We start from the raw sequence: 24,862 nt of genomic DNA, 5'->3' as shown, positions 1-24,862 counted from the left end.
CATTGGGAGGATATCCATGAAACGAATTGCGCTGGCCGCGCTTCTCGGCCTGATGGCGTTTGCGCCGGCTCAGGCCCAGACCGTGGTCAAATATCTCAACATCGCGTCGATTCCGGCTGAGGTCGAGATCATGAAAGAGGCGGTGAAGGAGTACGAAGCCGCCAATCCGGGTGTGAAGATCGAGTTGCCGTTCCTCGAGAACGAAGCCTTCAAGGCCAAGCTCACTACGCTCCTCCAGTCATCGGAAGCGCCGGACATTTTCCACTCCTGGGGTGGCGGCGTGTTCTACGAGCAGGCCAAGGCGGGCGTCCTGCGTCCGGTCGAAGACGTGCTGAGCCAGGCCGCCAAGGACGACCAGGGTACGGCCGGCGTCGCTGCCTTCACCGCCCCCGATGGCCACACCTACGGCGTCGCCCGCGATGTGGCCGAAGTCGTCCTCTGGTACAACAAGGCTCTGTTCGAACAGGCCGGAGTCGATCCGGCGAGCCTGGCCACCTGGGAGGGCTTTCTCGCTGGCGTCCAGAAGTTCAAGGACGCCGGCATCACGCCCTTCGCCCTTGGCGGCAAGGACAAGTGGCCGGCACACTTCTGGTGGAGCAAGCTGGTCGTGCGGCTTGCGGGCCAGGAGGGCTTCGCAGCTGCTGCCGCCAACGAGGGCGACGGCTTCGCCGGGGCCGATTTCGTCCGGGCGGGTGAGCTGTTCCTTGAACTCGCGGCGCTCGAGCCGTGGCAGGAGGGCTTCCAGGCCGCAGCCTATGGCGACGCCTCGGGCTATTTCGGCGACGGCAAGGCGGCGATGCACCTGATGGGCGACTGGGACTACGGCGCCATGAAGGACAACTCGGCCAGCAAGGCCGGCCTTCCGGATGACCAGCTCGGCATCTTGCCGTTCCCCACCATTGAGGGCGGCAAGGGCGACCCGACCGACACGCTGGGCGGCCTTTCGGGCTACCTGTTCAGCCGCAACGCCTCCGATGAAGCCGTGAAGTTCATCGAGTGGTACAACAGCTCGGTGGTCCAGAAGAAGTTCGCCAACGCCAACTTCTACATCCCGATTACCAAGGGCTCGGCCGACGAGATGACCAACCCCTTCAAGGTTCAGGTCGCCAAGGACATCAACGGCGCGCACTGGCATGCCTTGTTCTTCGATCAGGCACTCGGGCCGGCAGTGGGCGGCGTGGTCAACGACGTCTCCGCCGAACTCGCCGCCAACGAGATCTCTGCCGCCGATGCGGCGCAGCAGATCAAGGAAGCGGTCGAAGACTCCCAGTGAGCCTGATCTGACAGTTGTGGCGGGCGACGACATGCCGCCGTCCGCCATCATTTTCCCGGCAGGTGCTTCAGCGGGTAGGCCTCTTTGACCAGCATAGCGACGAACACAGTTCCCCTCGGCAAGGCGGCCCCCAGGCGACGCCTGCGCCTGATGGATCGCAACAGCCTGATCCCGCTGCTGATCCTGATCCCGCCCTCGCTGATCCTGTTCGTCCTCTTCGTCGTTCTGCCGATGATCGACGCGGCGACCTACTCGTTCTTTCAGTGGACGGGGTATGGGCCGATCACCGATTTCGTTGGCCTGGACAACTATGTCGACGTCATCACGCATCGGAACTTCGGTACCGCCGTCCGCAACAGTCTCATCGTCGTCGCAGCTTCGCTGCTGATCCAGCTGCCGCTGGCGCTGTGGGTGTCGATCGCACTGGCCGAGGGGGGCAGGGTGGTCGCCTGGATGCGGACCTTGTTCTTCTTGCCCTACATGCTGGCCGAGATCGCCGCCGGCCTGATCTGGAAGTTCGTCTACGACGGCAACTACGGCCTCGTCCCGCAGATCGGCGACGCCCTCGGCACCAAGCTGCCTTTCCTCCTCGCCGACAAGATGTGGGTGATCCCGGCCATCATGCTGGTGATCGTCTGGAAGTACTTTGGCTTCCACATGATGATCTACATCGCCGGCCTGCAGTCGATCCCCAGCGAGGTGATCGAGGCGGCGCGGCTCGATGGCGTGAAGAAGTGGCAGATCGTCTGGCACATCAAGCTGCCGATGATCTGGTCCTCGATCGTCATCTCGGTCTTCTTCGCCATCACCGGAGCGCTGCAGCTCTTCGACGTGATCATCCCGCTGACCAATGGCGGCCCGTCCAATTCGAGCCACACCATCGTCAGCTTCCTTTACGCCTTCGGCATCCTGCGCATGAAGATCGGCTTCGGCGCGGCGGTCAGCGTCCTGCTCTGCATCGCCTGTGTCATCGTCGCGATCGTCTATCGCCGCGTGCTGTTCGCACGGGAGAACGACTGATGACCGATATCACCACCGTCTCCCCTGCCATCGCCACCACGGCGCCACCCACCCGCAGGCGCCGCCGCCCCGCCGTCTCGGCGTTGCAGTGGCTGACCCTGCTGCTCGTCGCCCTCTTCATCGTCGTGCCGTTCTACACCACCGTGCTCGGCGGCTTCAAAGGCGTGGGCGAACTCCGCACCAACCCGTTCGGCCTGCCGGCGAGCTGGGACAGCACCAATTTCCTCAGCATCCTCCTCGGGCCGACCCTCTTCCGCTCGCTGCTGAACTCGCTGTTCATCGCGCTCGCGACCGTCGCACTCAGCATCATCCTCGCCTCGATGACGGCCTTCGCCTTCGCCCATATCCGCTTCTTCGGGTCGAAGTTCCTGATGAGCTTCCTGCTCCTGGGGCTGCTGTTCCCGTCCGCCACCGCCATCCTGCCGCTCTTCATCAAGATGCGCGACCTCGGCCTCCTCGACAAACACCTGGGCATCATCATCGTCCAGGTGGCCTTCAGCCTCAGCTTCTCGATCCTGCTCTTCCATAACTTCTTCAAGCAGCTGCCCAAGGAGCTGGTCGACGCCGCCCGCATGGACAATTGCGGGTACCTCCGCATCTACTGGTACGTCACCCTGCCGCTGAGCCTGCCGATCATCGCCACGGTGGGCGTATTCAACTTCGTCGGCAGCTGGAACAGCTTCCTCCTGCCGCTGATCGCACTCAACACCGACGTCAATTACACTTGGCCGCTCGGCATCATGCAGTTCCAGGGCGAGCACGGCACCGACTGGCCGAAGATCCTCGCCTACCTAACGCTGACCATCGTCCCGGCCATCGGCTTCTTTCTGCTCGCGCAGCGCTACATCATCTCCGGCCTGACCGGCGGCGCAGTGAAGGGCTAGCGTCGCGCTTCTGCCTTGAACCCGTGCCCAGACTCACATCGATCCGCTAGAATCGCCGGATCGATGGAGGCCTAGCATGCGCATTCTCGCCCTCTCGCTGGTCCTTGTGACAGCACCCGCCCTTGGCGACGAGATCAAGTGCGAGGGCCCCTTCGCGGCCGACAGTTCGGAATCGAGACTCATCGAGACCTTTGGCAAGGAAAACGTCGTCACCGGCGACGTCCCCGGCCCCGAGGGCTCCACAGTCCTTGCCACCACCGTCTACCCCAACGATCCCGCCAAAAGCATCGAGTTTGGCTGGTGGGACGAGGCAAGCCTCGAGCGCACTGCCTATTTCACCGTTCCTGCCGGCGACACCGCGCCGGGCGGCCTCAAGGCCGGCATGACCGTCAAGGAGGTCGAAGCGCTGAACGGCGGCCCCTTTTACCTCTACGGCTTCTTCTGGGACTACGGCGGCAGCGCCGGCTTCGAAGGCGGCAAGCTCGGTTACATCGAGGGCGGCTGCGTCGTCAGCGTCCGTTTCGCTGTTGGCGACTATCCGCCCGATCTCGACGTCACAGCCATTTCGGGCGACCGGCAGATTTCCTCCATCGAGCCACTGCTCGCGACTGTGAACGCCCGCGTCGACACCATCACCGTCGGCTACCGCGATTCCTCCGCTGCCGAAGATTGACCACCATCCATCGCGCGGCGTATTGATCACCCCACGTTGGTTCCGCAAACCCGTTCGGGCACGCGGATCAAAAGGGAACACGGTGCGGCGTACCCATCAGGGACCAAATCCGTGGCTGCCCCCGCAACTGTAAGCGGCGAGTGCCCTCCGTATCCACTGGCGAGAGCCGGGAAGGAGGAGGAACACGACGACCCGTGAGCCAGGAGACCTGCCGACGTGTAACCGGGCGAAGAGCCCATTTTCATCCGCACGGAGGGTGCAGGTCTATGAATGCTCAGGTCCAGACGGCGTCTGTCGCCAGTCTTTCTGTCTCGCAGCGGCTCATCGCAGGTGTGTTGGCGCTTTTCCTCGGCTTCGTCCTCGTTGGCGGCGTCGGGTTTGCCAGCGATATGGCCATCCACAACGGCGCGCACGACACGCGCCATGCGCTCGGCTTCCCCTGCCATTAGTCCCGCTTAAGCGCGAACCCGCGAGACATCGATGAAACTCTTCCAGCGAATCTTCTTCGCTGCGGTCCTTTCGGGACTCGCAGCCGGCTTGGCCATGAGCGCCGTGCAGCAGTGGCGTGTCGCCCCGCTCATCCTCGAAGCCGAAGTCTACGAGAACGCCGCCCCGGCTGATCACACCCACGATGCGGGCACGCCAGCCCACACGCACGAAGAAGCGGCAGCCCCGCACGAACACGATGAAGATGCCTGGGCCCCGCAGGACGGCGCCGAGCGCATCTTCTACACCGTGCTCGCCAATGTCCTCGGCGCCATCGGCTTCGCCTTCCTCCTCGCCGCCGTGTCCGTCCTCTCCGGCATCGAGATCACCCGGCGCAACGGCGTGGTCTGGGGCCTCGGTGGCTTCGTTGCGCTGCAACTCGCCCCCGCGCTCGGCCTGCCGCCGGAACTCCCCGGCATGCCCGCCGCCGATCTCGTCGCCCGTCAGGTCTGGTGGATCGGCACCGCCGTCGCAACCGGCGCCGGCATTCTTGCCATCGCCAAACTGCGCAACTGGACCGGCATCGGCATCGCCGTCGTGCTGCTTCTTGCGCCGCACGTCATCGGCGCCCCGGCCGCGCCGCATGAGCCGAGCGGCGTTCCTGCCCACCTCGCCACGTCGTTCGCGTCCGCCAGCCTCGCTGCCGGCGCCGTCTTCTGGCTGATTGCCGGCCCGCTGCTGGGCTGGCTCAACGGGCGCTTCGCCCGCTCGTCTGCCTTCGCCCTCAAGGGAGCCCACGCATGAACACCGAGAAAATTCCTGTCACCGTCATCACCGGCTTCCTCGGCGCCGGCAAGACGACGCTGGTGCGCCACGTCCTCGCCCATGCCAAAGGCAAGCGCATTGCGCTGATCATCAATGAGTTCGGGGAGCTCGGCGTCGACAAGGAAATCCTCGCCGGTTGCGGCGATAAGACCTGCCGCGAGGAGGACATGATCGAGCTCTCGAACGGCTGCATCTGCTGCACCGTCGCCGACGAGTTCATCCCCACCATGCAGCAGCTGCTGGCCCGTCCGGATCGGCCCGACCACATCATCATCGAGACCTCCGGCCTCGCTCTGCCGCAGCCACTGATCCGCGCCTTCAACTGGCCCGAGATCAAGTCCCAGGTCACCATCGATGGCGTGGTCACCGTCGCCGATGCGGCGGCCCTCAGCGAGGGCCGCTTCGCCAATGACGAGGCAGCGGTGGACGCACTCCGCTCTGCCGACGACATGCTCGATCACGAGACCCCGCTGGGTGAACTCTTCGAGGATCAACTGATCGCCGCCGACATGGTGATCCTCAACAAGTCCGACCTCGTCTCCTCCGACAAACTCGCCACCATCGAGAGTCATCTGAGGGCCGAGATGCGCCCCGGCACCGGTATCGTCCGCGCTCATAACGGCCACGTCGACGTCGCCGCCCTCCTCGGCATGGGCCTCAGCACCGAGGACAACCTCACAGGCCGCGAAAGCCACCACGAACTCGAGCACGGCGGCGAAGCCCACGAGCACGACGATTTCGACTCGTTCTCGCTCGTCCTTGAAAACGTCACCGACAAGGATCGCCTCCTCGAGGTGATCGAGGAGACGATCCGCCGGCATGATGTGCTGCGCCTCAAGGGCTTTGCTGCCCTACCGGGTGCTGGCGCCCGGCTCGCCATACAGGCCGTGGGTCCCCGCATCTCCGCCTATTTCGACCGGCCCTGGAAGCCGGGCGAGAGGCGTGAAACGGCCCTTGTCGTTATCGGGGAAAGCCCGCTCGATCGGACCGCGATCACGGCCAATCTCCAGCGCGCCGCTGCGGTCGCGGCCTGACCAGCTGAGGCCGAACAGCGGCCTCAGCACCTTCACCCGGCGGATCAGCTCGTAGCCGATTGCGCAGCCGGCCACGGTGCCGAGGACGAGTATGCAAGCCTCGCCCCAGAGCGGCAGCCGCGTGGGGATAAGCAGCCCCCCGATCACCACGATGAGTGTCTGATGCAGGATGTAGTAGGGGAATACCGCCTCGTTGAGGTAGCGCAGCAACCGGCTCGGCCGGTTCAGGTAGCGTTGCGCCAGCCCCACAAGGCCGAGGATCGCCGTCCATGCATAGAGCACCTCGACCATGTCGTAGATGTCGCCGCGCATCCGGCCGATACGGAACAGCACCAGTGCGACGCCGGCCGTGATCGCCACCGCAACGGCAAGCGGCAATGCCTTCTCCACCGCGCGCCAGAACGCAGGGCTCTTAGCGGCAAGCCAGCCGAGCAGCACCAGCGACAGCGAGGTCGCGTGGTTGAACCAGTCGTCGACCAGCGCATGCGTCACCGGGAACTCGTCGGCCATGGCGAGCACCAGCACCGCGAACCAGCCGGCTGGAAAGACGACCAGGGGCCAGGCGAGTGGGTGCCCCTCCATCCGCTCGAACGCGCAGCCAACGGCATCAGTCAGCCGCCTCAGCAGCGGCAGCAGGGCGGCGAGGATCAGCGTGTAGATCAGGATATAGACCACGTACCACAGGTGGTTGTAGGTCGGAGTGATGATCGAGAACTCCGTGTCGAAGTCGAGGTATTGCCACCAGAAGGCAAGCATGTCCGGCCCCGTCTCGCCCTTGTAGTAGAGCTCGAAGAACGCCTGCGGCATCACCCAGACGAAGACGCCGAAAAGGATAGGGATGCCCAGCCGGCGCAGGCGCTGCGGCAGGAACTTGCCCATCGTCGCCTTGTCCATGGCAAAGCGCAGCGCCACGCCCGAGATCAGGAACAGCAGCCCCAGCCGCCACGGATTGATCAGCCCCATCAGCGGCTCAAGGAATGGGGCGGCATAGGGGCTTTTCACGTGCCAGTCCCAGGTCACGTAGAACATGCCGATGTGATAGAAGATCAGGAGCCCGAAGGCGCCGACGCGCAGCCAGTCGAGATCGTGGCGGCGCTCGAGAGAGTGCCCGGAAACCGGATAGTGCGACATTGAATTGCCTCGTGGAAATCGGCGGAATGCCTGCATCCGGCCTAGCTGCCGGCTGCGCCTGCGCCAATTTCCGCGGGACCGGCATCAGCCCGCGGGGACGGGCGGCGGTCGCCTGTGACGAGCGGCGGCAGGCGAGGGACGAATGAACCCCGATCTCGCGCTCGAGCGCCGCGTCCTCTCCCGCGTCATCATCATTTCGGCGATCTTCCTCGTGGCCGTCGCCGCCATCAACGCGCTCACCCTCACCACCGAGGCGGAGCGCTCGGGCCTCCCCTATGATCCGCGCGAACCATGGCTGCTGGAGATCACCAGCGTCCTCACGCTCTTTGCCCTCGTGCCGCTGGTCGGGCTCTACGAGCGCCGCTTCCCCTTCACCCCCGACAGCTGGCGCATTGCCATCCTGTGGCACATCCTCGGCACCGTACTGTTCTCAGCCGGCCATATCCTCGGCATGTGGCTGCTGCGCACGCTGACCTTCCCGCTGGTCATCGGCCACCCCTACGTCTTCTTCGACGACCTGCCGACCGACCTGCTCTACGAGTATCGCAAGGACCTCCTCCCCTATGCGGTGGTTGTCCTCACCCTGACGCTCGTCCGCTCGCTCGAGGAGCACCGCCGCGAGGGCGAAGCGGCCCGCGCTGAGGCCCGTGAGACCGGCCGTCTCACTCTCAAGTCCGGCGGCCGCACCATCTTCCTTGATGCCACGACCCTCGATTGGGCCGAAGCCGCCGGCAACTATGTCGAGATCCGTGCCGCCGGCCGCACCCACCTGGCTCGCCTCAGCCTGACCGCGCTCGAACAGCAGCTCGCCGACGCTGGCGTCGACGTGGCCCGCATCCACCGCTCCTACCTCGTCAACCGGCTGAAAGTGGAGCAGGTCGAGCCGGCCGGCGACGGCGACTTCCGCATCCGCATGACCGACGGCACCGAACTCCGCGGCTCCCGCCGCTTCCGCGCGGCGCTGGCGTGATGCACCTCCTCGCGGCACAGGCCGGCGCATTGCAGCAGGAAGGGGAGGCCATCGACCTCGCACAGACGCCTGCGCCGATCATCTTCGCCTCCGCCGCCGACAGCGAGCTGATGATGCTGGCCGCCGCCGCCGACAGGGCAGGGACCAGCGACCTCCGTTTGGCCAACCTCCTGCGCCTCAGCCACAACCTCTCGGTCGACATGTGGATCGATCAGACCGTGCAGCACGCCAGGCTCGTCGTCCTCCGCCTCCTCGGCGGCGCCGCCTATTGGCAATACGGCGTCGACGAACTCTCGGCCCTCGCCATGCAGGGCAAGTTCGATCTCGTCCTGCTGCCCGGCGACGCCACCCCCGACCCGATCCTGCAGCAGCGCTCCACAATTGCGCCCGAGGACTGGTCGCGGCTGCATGCGCTATTCACGGCCGGCGGGCCGGAGAATGCGGATGCGCTCTTGGAGTTCTTCGCCTCGATGTTCCCGGGCACCTCCCCCCTTGTGGGGGACTTCGAGCCGTCCCAGAGGGAAAATCGCTCCAGTGGAGCGATTTTAGGTGAGAAGGCCATGAGGGCTGTGCCCGAATGGCAAGGGAGGGGCGGAGCGGGTACTGCTGAAACCGAGATCAAGCCCTTCGCCCGCTTCGGCCTCTGGCATCCGGCCCATGGCATGGTCGAAGCCCTGCCGGTCTCGTCGCATCCGAACGTGCCAATCCTCTTCTACCGCGCCGCGCTGGAAGGCGCCGGCACCGCGACCCTCGAAGCGCTCATTGCCGAACTCACGGCCCAGAACCTCAACCCGGTCCCCATCGTCGTCTCGACGCTGAAGGAAGGTGCCTGCATCCGCTTCGTGCAGTCGGCCTTCGCAACCTATCCGCCCGAAGTCATCCTCAACCTCACCGGCTTCGCCCTCGGCATCGACGGGCTCGATGACAAGCAGAACCCGTTCGCCGGCATCGATGCCCCGGTGATCCAGTTGATCCAGGGTGGCCGCCCTGAGCAGCAATGGGCCGAGGACACCCAGGGGCTGACCGCCAAGGACCTCGCCATGCAGGTGGTCCTGCCCGAACTCGATGGTCGCCACGGCATGATCCTCGTCGGTCACAAGCAGGATGCGGTCTGGCACGAGCGCACCCAATGCCCGCTCTCGGCCTATACGCCCGACCACGCCGGAATCCGGCGCGCCGTAACGCTGGCGAAGAACTGGACCACCCTCCGCACGACGCCCCCTGCCAAGCGCCGCGTCGCCATCATCCTCGCCAACTACCCCATCCGCGACGGCCGGTTGGCGAACGGTGTGGGTTATGATGCGCCGCAGTCGACGGTGGAGATACTGAAGACACTCGGGGGGGCAGGGTATACCGCTACCCCCCTCCCATCCTCCCCCACAAGGGGGGAGGTGCCGACCGAGTCTGATACTCGATTGGGGCCAAATACACCGGCAGACACCTCCCCCCTTATGGGGGAGGATGGCAGGGGGGTGGTCACAGGCAATGACCTGATTGCCTTGCTCCAATCCGGCCCCACCAATGCCCATCCTGAGCGCGGCAGCGGTATCCTGTTTCCCGTGAATCGCTACCGCGACCTCTTCGCCACGCTCCCCGCCAAGATCCAGTCCGAAGTCACCGCCCGCTGGGGCGACCCCAGGACCGATCCCTTCGTTCGCGGTGAGAATTTCCACCTCCCCGCCCTCGACCTCGGCAACGTCACCGTCGTGCTGCAACCGGCCCGCGGCTACCACCTCGACGAAACCGCCAGCTATCACGATCCCGACCTCGTTCCCCCGCACGGCTATCTCGCCGCCTATCTGTGGCTGCGCCACGAGTTCGGCGCCCACGCCGTGATCCACAACGGCAAGCACGGCAATCTCGAATGGCTGCCCGGCAAGGCCACGGCGCTCGATCCGGCGAGTTATCCCGCCGCCCTCTGGGCCGAGCTGCCGCAGCTCTACCCGTTCATCGTCAACGACCCCGGCGAGGGCACCCAGGCCAAGCGCCGCACCGGCGCCGTGATCATCGATCACCTCGTCCCCCCGCTGACCCGCGCCGAAACCTACGGCCCACTCAAGGATCTCGAGGCCCTGCTCGACGAGTACTACGCCGCCTCCGGCATGGACCGCCGCCGCCTCGCCGGGCTCAGGAAGCGCATCCTCGATTTCACCCGCGACACCCGCCTCGACCGCGACATCGGCCTTGTCCCCGACGAAACCGAGAGCCTGAGGCGTATCGACACCTTCCTCTGCGACCTCAAGGAAGCCCAGATCCGCGACGGCCTCCACATCTTCGGCCAATCTCCGACGGGACGGCTGGAGCGCGACCTGATCGTAGCATTGGCCCGCGTCCCCCGCGGCGAAGGGGCAGGGGACGCATCGCTGATACGAGCCCTGGCCGATGATCTGAAGCGTGGCTTTGACCCGCTCACGGCTGATCTTGGTGCACCGTGGACCGGGCCGGGATCTCTCCTTGATCCTCCCCCGCGGGGCGGGGGAGGGGCTTCGAGCCGTCCCGTAGCGCAAATCGCTCCAGTGGAGCGATTTGAGGGGCGAAGGCCTGGAGAGCTGCGCTCGAAAGGCCCAGCGAAGCTGGTGGAGGGGGCGACCCTGCGCACAGTCGGCGACGTTGTTGAGTACCTTGAAGCTCTGGCTTCTGAGCTTGTTGAGGGGGCAACGCCGGACCCCGACTGGCACGCCACTGCCGCCGTCCTCGCTACCATCGGCTCTACCATCCGCCCGCGCCTCCGCGCCTCGGGTCCATCCGAAACAGCCGCCCTCCTTGCCGGCCTCGACGGCAAGTTCATCGCCCCCGGCCCCTCAGGCGCCCCCTCGCGCGGGCGGCTCGATGTCCTGCCCACCGGCCGCAACTTTTATTCGGTCGACAACCGCGCCGTGCCCACGCCCACCGCCTGGGAACTCGGCCAGAAATCTGCCGAGAACCTGCTCCTCCGCCACTTCCAGGATCACGGCACGCCGCTCCGCTCGCTCGCCCTTTCCGTCTGGGGCACGGCCAATATGCGCACCGGCGGCGACGATATCGCCCAGGCCCTCGGCTTCATCGGCGCAAGGCCGACATGGGACCCGGGCTCCCTCCGCATCTCGGGCTACGAGATCATCCCGCTGGCAAAGCTCGGCCGCCCGCGCGTGGATGTCACGCTGCGCATCTCCGGCTTTTTCCGCGATGCCTTCCCGGCTCAGATCGCCCTCTTCGACAAGGCCATCCGCGCCATCGGCGCGCTCGATGAACCCGAGGACGACAACCCCATCGCCGCCCGCATGCGCGCCGATGCGCTCGAACTCATGAAGGCCGGCGCCAACGACCGCGACGCTGCCCTCAGAGCTGGCCATCGCATCTTCGGCTCCAAGCCCGGCGCCTACGGCGCAGGCCTCCAGGGCCTCATCGACTCCGGCTCATGGGAAACCAAGGCCAACCTCGCCGACGCTTTCCTGAACTGGGGCCAATACGCCTACGGCGCCAACGCCACTGGCACACCCGAGCGCGACCGTTTCGTTGCCAGACTCACCAATATCGATGCCATTGTCCACAATCAGGACAACCGCGAGCACGATCTGCTCGATAGCGACGACTACTACCAGTTCGAAGGCGGCCTCGCCGTCACCGCTGAAGCCCTGACCGGCCGCAAGCCGGTTGCGTACCACAACGACCACTCCCGTCCCGAGCGCCCGCTCGCTCGCACGCTGGAGGAGGAAATCTCCCGCATCGTCCGCTCGCGTGTGGTCAATCCAAAATGGATCGATGGCGTGAAGCGCCACGGCTACAAGGGCGCCTTCGAAATCATCGCCACGGTCGACTACATGTTCGCCTTCGCCGCCACTACCGGCGCCGTGAAGACCCACCATTTCGACCTCGCCTTCGAGGCCTTCGTCGAAGACGATGAAACCCGCACCTTTATCCAGTCGAACAACCGCTTCGGCTATGACGAGCTGATCCAGAAGTTCAATGAAGCCCGCCGCCGCGGCTTCTGGACGCCCCGCTCCAACTCCGCCTTCGCCTATCTCGAGGACACACCATGACCGACAAGCCCCCCAAGAAGACCGACCTCATGAGCGAGGCGGAGCGCGATGCCTATCACGCCGAGAAAATGAAGAAGAAGAAGGAGGCGCGGAACAAGATCCTCGCCACCAAGACCGAGGAGAAGGGTCTCCTCATCGTCCACACCGGCAAGGGCAAGGGCAAGTCCACCGCCGCCTTCGGCATGGTTTTCCGAGCCATCGGCCACGGCTTCAAGGTCGGTGTCGTGCAGTTCGTGAAGGGCGCCTGGTCAACCGGCGAGCGGGATGTGCTCGACAAGTTCCCTGATCAGGTCACCATCAAGGCCATGGGCGAAGGCTTTACGTGGGACGTCGCCGACCGCCAGCGCGACCTCGCCGCCGCCCGCGGCGCCTGGGAGATGGCCAAGGCACTGATCGCCGACCCTACCTACAAGCTCATCCTCCTCGATGAGCTCAACATCGTGCTGCGCTACGACTACCTACCCCTCGACGAGGTCCTTGAGGTCCTGCGTTCGAAGCCCCGCGACACCCACGTCATCGTCACCGGCCGCAACGCCAAGGACGAGCTGATCGAACTCGCCGACCTCGTCACCGAAATGACCGAGATCAAGCACCCCTTCCGCGCCGGCGTAAAGGCCCAGGCCGGCATCGAGTTCTGATGCCAATTGGCATCTCCGCTGCCAGCTACTCCACCCAGTGGGTCACGAACTTGGGACTGGCGTGAATGTGAATGCTCTTCATCGGCCCTAGGGTTCGGAACTTGTGCGGCGTGTTCGCGGGCACGACAATGATCTGTCCGGACCCCGCCTCGACCTCCTCCTCGCCGACAGTAAACACCGCTCGCCCCTCCTCGATGACGAAGGTTTCAGGGTACGGATGGGTGTGCAGCCGTGGACCATGGCCGGGCTCGATGCTTTCGTGCAGGATCAGTGTCACATTGGCGTCCCCGCCCTCCCACTCGCCCGACCAAAGCGTGGGGTGGGCGGCCCACTCCTGTCGTTGAATCACCCGTGCCATCAGCAGCCTCCCTTGAGCGACTGCACCAGCCGGCTCACCACGGAGTCGAGCCGTGCCATATCCACCGCTGAATACTCCAGCCGGAAAGCGGCATACTGCCCGCCGCAGAGCACGACCATCCGCTGGTACAGCACGCGCTGCCCTTGCGTGCCCGAAAAGCTCGCCCAGCTCGGCGTCACCGCCTCATAGGTGATGCCCCAGCCCTCGCCAGCAGCAAGCCCGCTCGCGGCGAAGGCCGCGCTTTCGAAGCTGTCATCAACGATATTGCCTCCCCAAACGGCAAGCCTCGTCGCGCCGTCGCGATATGAGCGGCCGTCACCATTGTCGGAGTCGCGCACCGTGGCAAAGCTTGCCGGCACGTCGATCGAATAGCCGAAGCGAGGGTTGGAATACTGGGTCCAATCCTCAGCGACTGCGGGAGCAGCGACGAGGGCGATGATCAGGAACAGAATGGCGCGCATGAGCGCCACTATCCCGCGGAGCGACACCGCGTTCAACGTCTCCTAAGGGGCGGCGCGCAACCACGAAGGCTGCGCGCGCGTCACTGCGTCATGAGGCCTTCACCAACACCGCGCCGGCAAGCACGATGAAGGCGATCACCATCAACCAGAACGCCCAGCTCACCATGCCACCCAGCACGCCGAAATAGGCGAGCAGGCCGGCGACGGCGAGCACGAGCGCAATCAGGTACATGACCACGTGGGGAGCATTCAGAGCCATCTTAGCCTCCATGTGCCAAGACGTGAGCCCGCGGATCGAGCCCGCGCTGGCTATTACCAAATATAGGAAGCGCGCGACCACGCGCAAATAGCTGTCACTGCGTAGTTTTGGGGCGATCGTCACGCTTGCCAGCGGCGCGACAATGTGAAGACATTCGCGCATTGGGATGCCGCGCCTTGGGGCGGTCGATGGGGCTATTGTTGATGCACCTGTTTGGATTGGTCCGTGCCGTCAATAGGCGGAGCAGGACTTTGCTGGCCAGTGCGCTCGCCGGCATTCTTCTCGCGGCCAGCCCGGCCTTTGCCGTGGACACTGCAATCGAGCGTATCAAGGCTGCCGGTAAGCTCACGGTCGCGGTGTTTTTCGAGGATGTAACGCCGTTCTTCTACGCCGCGCCGGATGGCGGCCTCATCGGCGTCGATCCGGCATTGGCCGCCGACATCGCCAATAAGCTGGGCGTGCGCGTCGAGTATAATCGGCACGCCCAGACCTTTGATGGGCTGATCGACGAAGTCGTCGAGGGCCGCGCCGATATGGCAATCAGCCTCCTCAGTGACACCCTCGACCGCGCCACCCGCGCCAGCTTTTCGCAGAGCTATGTCAGCGTCCGCCAGTTCCTGTTGATTAACCGCCTGCAGCTCGGTCGCCTCGTCGCCGCCGATCCGGCTCGCGCCAATGACATCCCGGCCCTGCTCAATCGCCCCGAATCCCGCATCGGCGTCATCGGCGGCACCTCCTATGTTGGCTTCGTCGCCGAAGATTTTCCCGATGCCGAGGCGGTCGAGTTCGAGGCCTGGTCGGAGATGCTGGCCGCCGTGAAATCCGGCGACCTCGTGGCGCTGATGTATGACGAGATCGAGATCGGCAACTGGCGCCTCACCGATTCCGCCGGCGCCGTCGAGCTGCGCCCCTACCACCTCGCCGGCCACCCCGACACCATCGCCATCGCCATGCGGCCGGGCGATACCGACCTCAAGGCCTGGGTGGATCTCTATCTTGAGAAGGTCCGCTCGAACGGCTTTCTCGATCAGGTGCTCGGCACCTTCCTCTATTCCAAGGAAAGGGCGCTGATCGATGACTAGCTCCATCCGAGGCCATCTCGGCCGCGCGCTCCTTCACCCCGTAGCGGTCTTCGTTGGCCTCGCCGCCGGTGGCTTGCTTGGCTGGCTCGACAAGGGACAGATGCCGGTGATCGCCACGCTCGGCGACATCTACATCCGCCTGTTGCAGATGTGCGTGATCCCGCTGCTGTTCACGGCCGTGGCCACCAGCCTCAGCCGCCTGTTCCTCGACGGCGCCGCTAACCGCTACTTCACCCGACTGGTCGTAATGATGGTCGCCGGCCTCGCCCTCGCCGCCGGCTTCGGTGTCGCCCTCGGCTATTTCGGCCAGCCCGGCACCGAGCTGCAGACCGCGGCCCGCGAAGTGATCGGCCAGGTGATCTTCACAGCGGAGGCGTCGAGCTCCGCCATCCCAGAGGCTGCCTCCGGCATCTCCGATCTTGTCGTCGGCATGTTCCCCGAAAACATCTTCGGCGCGCTCACCACCGGCAACAAGATCGCCATCCTGTTCTTCGCCGTGCTGTTCGGCGTCGCCCTCGGCTCGATCGCGCGGGAGAAATCCGAGCGCGCCACGGCACTGCTCGAGGCCTTCTACGACACCTTCATCAAGATCATCGAATGGCTGATGTACGTCCTGCCGTTTGGCCTGTTCTGCCTCGCTTACAGCCAGGTCTCCTCCGTTGGCCTCGATGTCCTCGTCGCCATGACCAAGCTCGTGGTGATGATCTACGCCGGTTGCATCGTGCTGCTCGCGATCTACTCGCTCGTCATCTGGTGGCGCGTCGGAGGCAGCTACATCGCCTCGCTCATGGCGCTTCGCGACAGTGTTTTTGTCGCCTTCGGCACATCGTCGAGCTACGCCACCATCCCCTCAGCCCTGCGCGGGCTGAAGGAGGGGCTGAAGCTCGATCGCGGCGTGGTCGATCTCGCGCTGCCGCTCGGCATCACGCTCAATCCGCCCGGTTCTGCCTTCCACTTCGCCATTTGCACCATGTTCCTCGCCAACCTTTACGGGCTGGCGCTCGATCCGGGCCAGATGGCGTTCGTCCTGTTCGCCGCCATGCTGGCTGGCGTCGCCACTACCGGCGCGCCGGGCGTTGCCGCCCTGTCGATGATCTCGATCATCCTCGTGCCCCTCGGGCTGCCGGTCGAAGTGGCGATCATCCTCCTCGTCGCCATCGACCCGATCGTCGATCCGATCCTCACGGTCGTGAATGTCCAGGGCAATGCCGCGACCACGACGCTGCTCGCCAAACGTCCCGCCGTCGTCGAACCCGGTCCGCTGGAAGCGGAGCCATCGGTCTGATCAGACTACCACGATGCCGGAGTGCTTCGCCTTGTACTCCGGCTCGACATGGATGGTGATCTGCGCGTGGGTCACTGCCTCGCGCAGTTTGGCCTCGATCGAATCGCAGATCGCATGGGCGGTATCGACGCTCATCGTCCCGGGCACCACGAGGTGGAAGTCGATGAACGTCATCTTCCCCGCTTGCCGCGTCCGGATATCATGGGCCTCGATCGCTCCCTCGGCGCTCGCCGAGATGATCTCGCGGATCCTCTCGAGCAGACCAGGCTCCACTGCTGCGTCCATAAGCCCGACGATACTCTGCCGGATCAACTGCCATCCAGACCACAGGATCGTCACCGCCACGAACGCCGCCAGGATCGCGTCCAGCCGTTCGAAGCCGGTGACGACTGCGAGCAGCACACCGACCAGCACCGCTACGGTAGACAGCACATCGGTCATCAGGTGCCTGCCATCCGCTTCGAGCGACACGGACTGCTCGCGCTTGCCGGTGCGCAGCAGCACCCAGCCCCATCCAAGATTGATCACCGTGGCGAGCAACGACACCGACAGCCCGATCGGATCGGCATCGAAGGGCTGCGGGTTGTTGAAACCCTCCCACGCCCTCTCGAGGATCAGGATGGCCGCGACACCGATGAAGATGCCGATGACCACCGCCGAGAAATACTCGGCCTTGTGATAGCCGTAGGGCAGGTTCGCATCAGCCGGCCGCGCGGCGAGGCGCACCGCCACCAGTGCCACCACCGAGGTGACGAGGTTGACGATGCTTTCGAGTGCATCGGAGAAGAGCGCAATCGAGCCCGTCGCATAGGCGGCGTAACCCTTGAGGCCGAGCACGACGACCCCGACCACCAGGCTCCCGATGGCGACGCGCACGGCCAGATTTTCGGATGACGCTTTCATTCGCGCTCCATACTCCGGCCCTCTAAGCGAGGCAAGTCACTGAATTTGCATGTGATTTTGAGAAGCGTTCGCATCTGGGCCGGGAATCGTTTGACCCGTTCCGGGCTGCCCAATACAACCCATTGATAGCGCAGCGTTCCTTGATGGACTGAAACTCACGCCTGGTGCGGTCGACCCAAATCGGGGACCAATTCCAGGGCTGCTGATTGGTCGGAAGCGAACTCTGCCTCTTGTGCAAAAAAGAGGCGAGAATGGACAAATCCCTGATCCTGCCGGCGCGGACCGGCGTCATGCTCTGTGGCCACGGCAGCCGCAACCAGCTTGCCGTGGGCGAGTTCGCCATCCTCGCCGATCGCCTGCGCGAACGCTTGCCTGGCGTGCCTGTCGAATACGGCTATCTCGAATTCGCCAATCCGGTGATCCATCAGGGGCTCGACCGCCTGCGCGAAAGCGGCGTCGACCGCATCCTTGCCGTGCCCGGTATGCTGTTCGCTGCCGGCCACGCCAAGAACGACATCCCGTCCGTGCTCAACACCTATGCAGCTAAGGCCGGCGTCGACATCACCTATGGCCGCGAACTCGGCGTCGACCTGAAAATGCTGCGCGCCGCCGGCGACCGCATCCAGGAAGCCATCGCCGCCGCGCCGACCGAAATCCCGCGCCACGAAACCCTGCTGCTGGTCGTCGGCCGCGGCGCTTCAGATCCCGATGCCAATTCCAATGTTGCCAAGGTCATGCGGCTACTCTGGGAGGGCATGGGTTTCGGCTGGGGCGAGGTCGCCTATTCTGGCGTCACCTTCCCGCTCGTCACCCCCGCCATCGACCACGCCGCGCGCCTCGGCTATCGCCGCATCATCGTCTTCCCGTACTTCCTGTTCACCGGCGTGCTGGTCAAGCGCATCTACGACGCCGCCGACGAGGCCGCGGCGAAGTACCCCGACATCGAGATTCTCAACGCGCCCTATCTCAACGACCATCCGCTGGTCATCGACACCTTCCTCGATCGCATCCAGGAAATGCTGGTCGGCCAGAACCTGATGAACTGCGCCATGTGCAAGTACCGCGAGCAGGTGCTGGGTTTCGAAGCCGAAGTCGGCCTCGCGCAGGAAAGCCACCACCACCACGTCGAAGGCACCGGCGGCGGCCTCGAGAACTGCCCCTGCAAGGGCGATTGCGACAGCTCCTGCCGCGACGAAGCTTTCTGCAAGGCGCACGGCCTGCCGTGGACCCCGCTCCACGCGCACGACCACGATCATCCACATGGCCACCACCACGACCATGCCCACCCGCATACCCACGAGCTGGCCCGCCACGCGTTGCTCGCCAATCCGGCGGTCCCGACCATCCGCCTCGGCCCGAGCCACGACCACGGCTACCCCGAGGATCACGGCCACCACCATGGCGATGCACCCGCGCACCACCATCACCCCTATCCGCACGCCGACCATCCGCTCGGCCCCGTGACCCTGCCAAAGGTTCCCGGCCGCCTCGCCCGCGAAGAGCAGGAACGCTGATGCCGCTCTTCGACCGCTACATCGCCGTGGATTGGTCGGCGGCGAACAGCCCCCGAACCGGCCGCGACTCGATCTGGATAGGCGAGTGGTCGGCTGCGGGGCTGGCGGAGAGCATCAACCCGCCTACACGCCATGCCGCAATGGCTGAAATCACCGATCGCTTGCTAGCCGCTCGCGCCGCGGGCGAGCGCCTCATGCTCGGCCTCGATTTCGTATTCGGCTACCCTGCTGGCGCTGCTGAAATGATTGCCGGAGGGCCAGACTGGCAGGCCCTTTGGGCTCATCTTGCGACCGCTGTCGTCGACAACCCCGACAACACCTCCAACCGCTTCCACGTCGCTGCTGCCATCAACGCCAGTCTCGCCGCCCCGCACTACTGGGGCCACCCGCACCAGCACCGCTACGACCACCTCACGCCACGCCGCCCCGCGACCTACGGCACAATTCCCGAGCGCCGTCGCGCCGAAATCCTCGCCCGTACCGCCCAGCCAGTCTGGAAGCTCACCGGCGCCGGAGCCGTCGGCAGCCAGTCCCTCCTCGGCATCGCCCGCCTCGAAGCCCTCCGCCATCACCCAATACTCGGCCCTGACATCGCCATCTGGCCATTCGAAACTGATTTCACCGACGCGTTGACCCGCCCGATCGCGATAGTCGAAATCTACCCCTCGCTCTTCCCGCTCGACGATCCTTCGGTCACCCCCAAGGATCGCGCCCAGGTCGAAACCGTCGTCCGCCGTTTTGCCGCCCTCGACGCGGCTGGTGATCTCGCGACTTTCCTCGGCGCGCCTGCCGGAATCGACGCCACTGAGCGCGAAACACTCATCCGCGAGGAAGGCTGGATCGCCGGAATCGGCCACGGGCATCTGATCGAGAGGCGGGCCGCATGACCTACCTTCGCGACCCCGACGCCATCTACATCAAGTCCTTCACCACCATCGAAGCCGAGGCCGATCTCGGCCATCTGCCGCGCGAACTACACCCTGCTGCGATACGCATGATCCACGCCTGCGGTATGGTCGACCTCGCCTCCGACATCGACGGCGACCCCGCCATCGTCGCTGCAACCGTCGCCGCCCTCGCCACCGGCGCGCCCGTCCTCTGCGATTGCGAAATGGTCCGCGCCGGTGTCATCCGCCGCCATCTCCCCGCAACCATCGAACTCATCGTCACGCTCAACGACCCCGCCGTCCCCGAACTTGCAAAATCCCTCGCCACCACCCGCTCCGCTGCTGCCGTCGAACTCTGGCGCCCCCGCCTCGCGGGCGCCGTGGTTCTCATCGGCAATGCCCCCACCGCGCTCTTCCACTTGATCGAGATGATTGAGGCGGGCGCGCCACGTCCGGCGGCAATCATCGCGGCACCCGTCGGTTTCGTGGGGGCAGCCGAGTCCAAGGCCTTGCTGGCCACCGGCCGGCTTTCTATTCCCTACCTCACGGTGCTCGGCCGTCGTGGCGGTTCCGCCATCGCCAGCGCCGCCTTCAATGCGATAAGCAGGGTTCAATGACCGCCTGGCTGCACATCATCGGGGTAGGCGAGCGCGGGCCGAGTGAACTGCCGGCGTCGTACAAGCTCCTCCTCACTTATGCCGACACCGTCATTGGTCCCTCGCGCTTCCTCGCCGATCTCGAGCCGATCGCGCGGCCCAATGCCACGGCGGATCTGTTCAACCCCGAGTTCGTATCGAAGCGCAGCTTTGAGGCCGTGGCGCGCGCCCTCTCCGGTGAAGAGCCCGATCACTCGCCCGCCGCCAACTATGCCGACGGCCGCACCCTCGTCGAATGGGAGCCGCCGATCGAGACCATGGTCGAGCAGGTGATGGCGCGCCGCGACACGCCCACCGTTATCCTCGCCTCCGGCGATCCGATGTGGTTCGGCATCGGAGCCACGCTCACGCGCCACCTGCTGCCAGGCGAGTTCGTCATCCACCCGCATCTTTCGGCCTTCCAGTTGGCCGCCGCGCGCCTGCACTGGCCGCTCCAATCGGTCGCGACGGTCTCGCTGCACGCCCGCCCGGTCGAAGCGCTCCACCCGCACCTTGTGCCGGGCAACCGTATCCTCGCTCTCACCGCCGATCACTCGACCGTCGACCTCGCAATCGAGCTGCTCGTCGATCGCGGCTACGGCCGCAGCCTCGTCACCACGCTCGAAAACCTCGGCTCGCCCGAAGAGCGCATCACCAGCGACGAGGCCGAAAGCTTCAACAGCCACGACGTCGAGGATTTCTACGTCCTCGCCATCGATTGCGTGCCCGATTTCACCGCGCCGCTCCTGCCGCCGGTCCCAGGCCTGCCCGACGATACCTTCATCAACGACGGCCAGATCACCAAGCGAGAGGTCCGCGCTGCCACCATTGCCAAGCTGGCCCCATTCCCCGGCGCTATCCTGTGGGACATTGGCGCCGGCTCGGGCTCGGTCGCCATCGAATGGATGCGCGCCGCCCGCGACACCAAGGCCATAGCCTTCGAACGCGATGGCAACCGCGTGCAGATGATCACGGCCAACGCCTCGGCCCTCGGTGTCCCGAACCTCGAAATCCAGATGGGCGAAGCCCCCGGCACTTTCGGCCGCCGTCCGCCACCCGATGCCATCTTCATGGGCGGCGATGTCGGCAATGACGATCTGTTCGATGCCTGCTGGAACGCGCTGAAGCCGGGCGGCCGGCTCGTCGCCAACGCCGTGACCCTCGATGCCGAGCACGCTCTCTACTCGCGCCACCTCCAGCTCGGTGGCGAACTCACCCGCATCGAGATTTCCAGCCTCGACAAGATTGGCGGCCACCGCGCCTTCAAGCCGCGCATGGCGGTCACCCAGTGGGTGGTGGTCAAAGCGGTACACGGCCTCGTGGTGACCCCATGACCGGTACACTTCACCTCGTCGGCGTCGGTCCCGGCGATCCCGAACTGATTACGCTCAAGGCCGCAAAGCTCCTCGCATCGGTGCCGGTCGCCGCCTACCCCACTACGGGAGAGGACTCGGCCCTGGCGCTGAGCATCGCAACGCCACACCTCAATCCCGCCGCCGAACGCCTCCCCATCACCATCCCGATGAGCGTCGAGCGCGGCCCCGCCCAAGCCGCCTATGACGGTGCCGCGGAGGCCATCCTCGCCCACCTCCGCGCCGGCCGCGACGTCGCCTGGCTCTGCGAAGGCGATCCGCTGTTCTATGGCTCGGCCATGTACCTCGTCACCCGCGTCGGCATCGAAGCCCTGGTCGCCGTCATCCCCGGCGTCACCTCGCTTACCGCCGCTGCCGCCGCCATCGGCCGCCCGCTCGCCGCCCGGAGCGAGATGCTGAAAATCTTGCCCGCGCCGCTCGACGATGCCACCCTCCGCACCGAGCTTGCCGCCACTCCCGCCGCCGCCATCATCAAGGTCGGCCGTCATTTCGATCGCGTCCGTACGCTGCTCTCGGAGACCGGCCATGCTGATGGCGCCGTCGTCGTCGAGCACGCCACCGGGGAGCGCCAGCGCATCACCCGCCTCGCCGATTTCGCCCACGACGAGCGGCCGTATTTCTCGACCATCCTCTGCTATCGCGGCGACGAGGCCTGGGGCCGCCCGTGACCAAACCCGCCATCATCACCTTCGCCGACACCGGCCTCGACACTGCGACCCGCATCGCCGAAGTCACCGATGGTGAAATCTTCACCTGCGGGCAGGGCGGCACCGATGCGCTGAAACTGTTGCCGCGCCTCTTCGCCGAAGGCCGCCCGATCATCGGCGTCTGCGCCGCCGGCATCCTCATCCGCCTCCTCGCCCCGAGCCTTGAGAACAAGCACCGGGAGCCGCCCGTGCTCGCCGTGTCGCTCGGCGGCGGCAGCATCGTGCCGCTGCTCGGCGGGCACCGCGGCGCCAATCGCCTCGCCCGCGAACTGGCCGAAGAGCTTGGTGGCCACCCCGCCATCACCACCGCGTCGGACAATCTCTTCGCCCACGGCCTCGATGAACCGCCTGCCGGCTGGATCCTCGGCAATCCGCAGGATGCCAAGCCCGCCATGATGTCGCTGCTGCTCGGCGCCAAGATCCAGCTCGAAGGCCATGCGCCCTTCCTTGAAGAAGCCGGCTATCCAATTTCGTCGTTGGGGGCGGTAAAAGTCCTCGTCACCGAGCAGAAGCTCCGGATCGATCGCGGCGTCGTCTATCACCCGAAAACCCTCGTCGCCGGAGTCGGCTGTGAACGCGGCGCTGAGGCCGATGAGGTGATCAGCCTCATCGAGTTCGCCCTCGCCCAGCAGAACCTTGCCCCCCAGAGCCTCGCCGCCATCGCCTCCATCGACATCAAGGCCGACGAGCCGGCCCTCCACGCCGCCGCGCGCCACTTCAAGGTGCCGCTCCGCCTCTTCTCCGCCGCCGAGCTGAGCCAGGAGCGCTACCGCCTGAAACACCCCTCCGACTATGTCGAAGAGACCGTCGGCAGCCCCGGCGTCGCAGAACCTGCCGCCCTCAAGGCCGGTCCGCTCGTCGTTGAAAAGCTGAAGTCCGAACGCGCCACCTGCGCCATCGGCAAGGCCCCGCGCCCCATCGATCCCGAAACCTTCGGCCGTCGCCCCGGGGTTCTCCACCTCGTCGGCATCGGTCCCGGTGAGCCCATCTCCCGCACGGCCTCTGCGGTGAACGCCCTCGAACAGAGCACCGACTGGGTCGGCTACGGCCTCTATCTCGACCTTGTGTCCGATCTCCGCCGCAACCAGGAAGCGCATCGCTACGACCTCGGCGAGGAAGAGCCGCGCGTCCGCCACGCCCTCGAACTCGCCGCCGAGGGCAGGGTGGTCTCGCTCGTCTGTTCCGGTGACGCCCAGATCTATGCCATGGCCGCGCTTGCCTACGAACTGCTCGACGCCACCGGGCCCCGCGCCGTCTCCGACGTCGCCCGCCGCGTCAATGTCGAGACACATCCCGGTGTTTCGGCCTTCCAGGCCGCCTCTGCCGCAGCCGGCGCGCTCATCGGCCACGATTTCTGCTGCATCTCGCTGTCCGACCTGCTGACGCCCCGCGCCGACATCCTCAAGCGTCTCGACGGTGCCGCGAAAGCCGATTTCGTCACCGCCCTCTACAACCCGCGCTCGCAGCGCCGCACCGATCTGATCGAGGAAGCGAAGCGCGTCTTCCTCGAACACCGCCCGGCCTCCACTCCTGTTGTGATTGGCTCCAGTCTCGGGCGACCTACCGAACGCGTCCGCATCGTCACCCTCGCCGATTTCGACCCCACCGAGATCGACATGCTCACCATCGTCATCGTTGGCTCCAGCACCTCCCGCGCCTTCGAGCGCGGCAATGGCACCGTCGCCTACACGCCGCGCGGCTACGAGAAGAAGGCGCCATGACCGTCTACTTCATCGGCGCCGGCCCCGGTGCGCCCGACCTCATCACCGTGCGCGGCCTGCGCCTGATCGAGCGCTGCCCGGTCTGTCTCTATGCCGGCTCGCTCGTCCCCGCCGAGATCGTCGCCTCGGCCCCCGAAGGTGCGCTGGTCCGTGACACCGCGCCAATGCATCTCGACGAGATCATTGACGAAATCATCAAAGCCAGTGCCGAAGGCAAGGATGTCGCCCGGGTCCACTCCGGCGATCCATCCATCTACGGCGCCACCGCTGAACAGATGCGCCGCCTCGATGCGCTCGCCATCCCCTACGAAGTCGTTCCGGGAGTCCCCGCCTTCGCCGGCGCCGCCGCCCGTCTCGCCGCCGAGCTGACCCTCCCCGAGATCTCGCAAACCATCATCATCACCCGCACCTCGGGCAAAGCCTCGGCAATGCCGGAGTCCGAGAGCCTCGAAATCCTGGGGCAATCCAAGGCGACGCTCTGCATCCACCTTTCCATCCGCAACCTCGCGTATGTCGAGGCTGCGCTGACGCCCAACTACGGCGCCGATTGCCCGGTCGTAATCATCTACCGCGCCACTTGGCCGGACGAAGAGGTGATCTTCACCACCCTCAGCGAAATGAAGGCCCGCGTCCGCGAGGAGAAGATCACCCGCACCGCCCTCATCCTCGTCGGCCGTGTCCTCGGCGAAACCCGCTTCCGCGAGAGCAAGCTCTACGACCAGGGCTTCTCCCACGTGCTGCGCAACGCCGGGAAGAAGAAGGCGAGGGCGGCGGGATGAGAGCC

The 24,862-nt window shown here is 65.6% G+C and carries 23 protein-coding genes, 1 pseudogene and 1 riboswitch; of the genes and pseudogenes, 19 read left to right on the top strand and 5 right to left on the bottom strand.

Annotated elements, in window-relative coordinates:
• Nucleotides 1-16 precede the first annotated feature (16 nt).
• From ACOYW5_RS11140 to cobW, 7 genes are all read left to right on the top strand, one after another.
• Nucleotides 17-1,273, top strand: coding sequence for an extracellular solute-binding protein (locus tag ACOYW5_RS11140; protein WP_423069316.1), 1,257 nt, complete (start codon nucleotides 17-19; stop codon nucleotides 1,271-1,273).
• A 150-nt stretch (nucleotides 1,274-1,423) separates the two neighbouring features.
• A complete protein-coding gene (locus tag ACOYW5_RS11135) occupies nucleotides 1,424-2,293 on the top strand; it encodes a carbohydrate ABC transporter permease (RefSeq protein WP_423069315.1) in 870 nt (289 codons plus the stop codon).
• A complete protein-coding gene (locus ACOYW5_RS11130) occupies nucleotides 2,293-3,177 on the top strand; it encodes a carbohydrate ABC transporter permease (RefSeq protein ID WP_423069314.1) in 885 nt (294 codons plus the stop codon). The genes ACOYW5_RS11135 and ACOYW5_RS11130 overlap by 1 nt, the downstream gene beginning before the upstream one ends.
• 76 nt (nucleotides 3,178-3,253) lie before the next feature.
• Nucleotides 3,254-3,850 (top strand): hypothetical protein, encoded by a 597-nt coding sequence (locus ACOYW5_RS11125; protein ID WP_423069313.1) that lies wholly within the window; start codon nucleotides 3,254-3,256, stop codon nucleotides 3,848-3,850.
• A 20-nt stretch (nucleotides 3,851-3,870) separates the two neighbouring features.
• Nucleotides 3,871-4,080, top strand: a riboswitch (cobalamin riboswitch).
• A 36-nt stretch (nucleotides 4,081-4,116) separates the two neighbouring features.
• Nucleotides 4,117-4,299: a CbtB domain-containing protein gene (locus ACOYW5_RS11120; RefSeq protein ID WP_423069312.1), complete on the top strand. Its 183-nt coding sequence runs from the start codon at nucleotides 4,117-4,119 to the stop codon at nucleotides 4,297-4,299.
• 31 nt (nucleotides 4,300-4,330) lie between these two features.
• Nucleotides 4,331-5,080, top strand: coding sequence for a CbtA family protein (locus ACOYW5_RS11115; RefSeq protein ID WP_423069311.1), 750 nt, complete (start codon nucleotides 4,331-4,333; stop codon nucleotides 5,078-5,080).
• A complete protein-coding gene (cobW, locus tag ACOYW5_RS11110) occupies nucleotides 5,077-6,135 on the top strand; it encodes a cobalamin biosynthesis protein CobW (RefSeq protein ID WP_423069310.1) in 1,059 nt (352 codons plus the stop codon). The genes ACOYW5_RS11115 and cobW overlap by 4 nt, the downstream gene beginning before the upstream one ends.
• A gap of 66 nt (nucleotides 6,136-6,201) precedes the next feature.
• Here the strand turns inward: cobW and ACOYW5_RS11105 are convergent.
• Nucleotides 6,202-7,266, bottom strand: a pseudogene (locus ACOYW5_RS11105) (acyltransferase family protein); the annotation flags it as partial.
• Nucleotides 7,267-7,408: 142 nt separating this feature from the next.
• Between ACOYW5_RS11105 and ACOYW5_RS11100 the strand changes: the two are divergent.
• The 3 genes from ACOYW5_RS11100 to cobO are packed head-to-tail and all read left to right on the top strand — an operon-like array spanning nucleotide 7,409 to nucleotide 12,893.
• Nucleotides 7,409-8,236 carry a LytTR family DNA-binding domain-containing protein gene (locus ACOYW5_RS11100; protein WP_423069309.1) on the top strand — a complete coding sequence of 276 codons (828 nt, stop codon included), beginning with the start codon at nucleotides 7,409-7,411 and terminating at the stop codon, nucleotides 8,234-8,236.
• Entirely contained in the window at nucleotides 8,236-12,255 is a 4,020-nt protein-coding gene (locus ACOYW5_RS11095) for a cobaltochelatase subunit CobN (protein ID WP_423069448.1), read from the top strand. Before ACOYW5_RS11100 ends, ACOYW5_RS11095 begins: the two co-directional genes overlap by 1 nt.
• Nucleotides 12,252-12,893, top strand: coding sequence for a cob(I)yrinic acid a,c-diamide adenosyltransferase (gene cobO / locus ACOYW5_RS11090; protein ID WP_423069308.1), 642 nt, complete (start codon nucleotides 12,252-12,254; stop codon nucleotides 12,891-12,893). Before ACOYW5_RS11095 ends, cobO begins: the two co-directional genes overlap by 4 nt.
• Before the next feature lie 25 nt (nucleotides 12,894-12,918).
• On the opposite strand, the gene ACOYW5_RS11085 is transcribed toward cobO, so the two are convergent.
• From ACOYW5_RS11085 to ACOYW5_RS11075, 3 genes are all read right to left on the bottom strand, one after another.
• Nucleotides 12,919-13,251: a cupin domain-containing protein gene (locus ACOYW5_RS11085; RefSeq protein WP_423069307.1), complete on the bottom strand. Its 333-nt coding sequence runs from the start codon at nucleotides 13,249-13,251 to the stop codon at nucleotides 12,919-12,921.
• A complete protein-coding gene (locus ACOYW5_RS11080) occupies nucleotides 13,251-13,712 on the bottom strand; it encodes a hypothetical protein (RefSeq protein WP_423069306.1) in 462 nt (153 codons plus the stop codon). Before ACOYW5_RS11080 ends, ACOYW5_RS11085 begins: the two co-directional genes overlap by 1 nt.
• A gap of 88 nt (nucleotides 13,713-13,800) precedes the next feature.
• On the bottom strand, nucleotides 13,801-13,971 hold the full coding sequence (locus ACOYW5_RS11075; protein WP_423069305.1) for a hypothetical protein: 171 nt from the start codon (nucleotides 13,969-13,971) through the stop codon (nucleotides 13,801-13,803).
• Between the two features lie 251 nt (nucleotides 13,972-14,222).
• Between ACOYW5_RS11075 and ACOYW5_RS11070 the strand changes: the two genes are divergently transcribed.
• Entirely contained in the window at nucleotides 14,223-15,053 is an 831-nt protein-coding gene (locus tag ACOYW5_RS11070; RefSeq protein ID WP_423069304.1) for a substrate-binding periplasmic protein, read from the top strand.
• Nucleotides 15,046-16,338, top strand: a complete 1,293-nt coding sequence (locus tag ACOYW5_RS11065) for a dicarboxylate/amino acid:cation symporter (protein ID WP_423069303.1) — start codon at nucleotides 15,046-15,048, stop codon at nucleotides 16,336-16,338. Before ACOYW5_RS11070 ends, ACOYW5_RS11065 begins: the two co-directional genes overlap by 8 nt.
• Here ACOYW5_RS11065 and ACOYW5_RS11060 read toward each other — a convergent pair whose 3' ends face one another.
• A complete protein-coding gene (locus ACOYW5_RS11060) occupies nucleotides 16,339-17,241 on the bottom strand; it encodes a cation diffusion facilitator family transporter (protein ID WP_423069302.1) in 903 nt (300 codons plus the stop codon).
• A 251-nt stretch (nucleotides 17,242-17,492) separates the two neighbouring features.
• Here ACOYW5_RS11060 and ACOYW5_RS11055 point away from each other — a divergent pair, with 251 nt between their 5' ends.
• From ACOYW5_RS11055 to cobM, 7 genes are read left to right on the top strand one after another with little or no spacing between them, the layout of a single operon-like run.
• Nucleotides 17,493-18,755 (top strand): sirohydrochlorin chelatase, encoded by a 1,263-nt coding sequence (locus ACOYW5_RS11055; protein WP_423069301.1) that lies wholly within the window; start codon nucleotides 17,493-17,495, stop codon nucleotides 18,753-18,755.
• On the top strand, nucleotides 18,755-19,642 hold the full coding sequence (locus ACOYW5_RS11050) for a hypothetical protein (RefSeq protein WP_423069300.1): 888 nt from the start codon (nucleotides 18,755-18,757) through the stop codon (nucleotides 19,640-19,642). Before ACOYW5_RS11055 ends, ACOYW5_RS11050 begins: the two co-directional genes overlap by 1 nt.
• Nucleotides 19,639-20,259 (top strand): precorrin-8X methylmutase, encoded by a 621-nt coding sequence (locus ACOYW5_RS11045; protein ID WP_423069299.1) that lies wholly within the window; start codon nucleotides 19,639-19,641, stop codon nucleotides 20,257-20,259. Before ACOYW5_RS11050 ends, ACOYW5_RS11045 begins: the two co-directional genes overlap by 4 nt.
• Complete coding sequence (cbiE, locus tag ACOYW5_RS11040) at nucleotides 20,256-21,611, top strand: precorrin-6y C5,15-methyltransferase (decarboxylating) subunit CbiE (RefSeq protein ID WP_423069298.1); 1,356 nt, start codon at nucleotides 20,256-20,258, stop codon at nucleotides 21,609-21,611. The genes ACOYW5_RS11045 and cbiE overlap by 4 nt, the downstream gene beginning before the upstream one ends.
• Nucleotides 21,608-22,318 carry a precorrin-2 C(20)-methyltransferase gene (gene cobI, locus ACOYW5_RS11035; RefSeq protein WP_423069297.1) on the top strand — a complete coding sequence of 237 codons (711 nt, stop codon included), beginning with the start codon at nucleotides 21,608-21,610 and terminating at the stop codon, nucleotides 22,316-22,318. The genes cbiE and cobI overlap by 4 nt, the downstream gene beginning before the upstream one ends.
• Nucleotides 22,315-24,078: a precorrin-3B C(17)-methyltransferase gene (cobJ, locus tag ACOYW5_RS11030; RefSeq protein WP_423069296.1), complete on the top strand. Its 1,764-nt coding sequence runs from the start codon at nucleotides 22,315-22,317 to the stop codon at nucleotides 24,076-24,078. The genes cobI and cobJ overlap by 4 nt, the downstream gene beginning before the upstream one ends.
• On the top strand, nucleotides 24,075-24,857 hold the full coding sequence (cobM, locus tag ACOYW5_RS11025; protein WP_423069295.1) for a precorrin-4 C(11)-methyltransferase: 783 nt from the start codon (nucleotides 24,075-24,077) through the stop codon (nucleotides 24,855-24,857). Before cobJ ends, cobM begins: the two co-directional genes overlap by 4 nt.
• The last annotated feature ends 5 nt before the right edge of the window (nucleotides 24,858-24,862 follow it).

Origin of the sequence: Devosia sp. CN2-171, assembly GCF_049354815.1 — a bacterium.
Lineage (GTDB): Bacteria > Pseudomonadota > Alphaproteobacteria > Rhizobiales > Devosiaceae > Devosia_A.
Note: the sequence above shows the minus strand (reverse complement) of the source record. Positions and strands in the feature narration are given on the sequence as shown.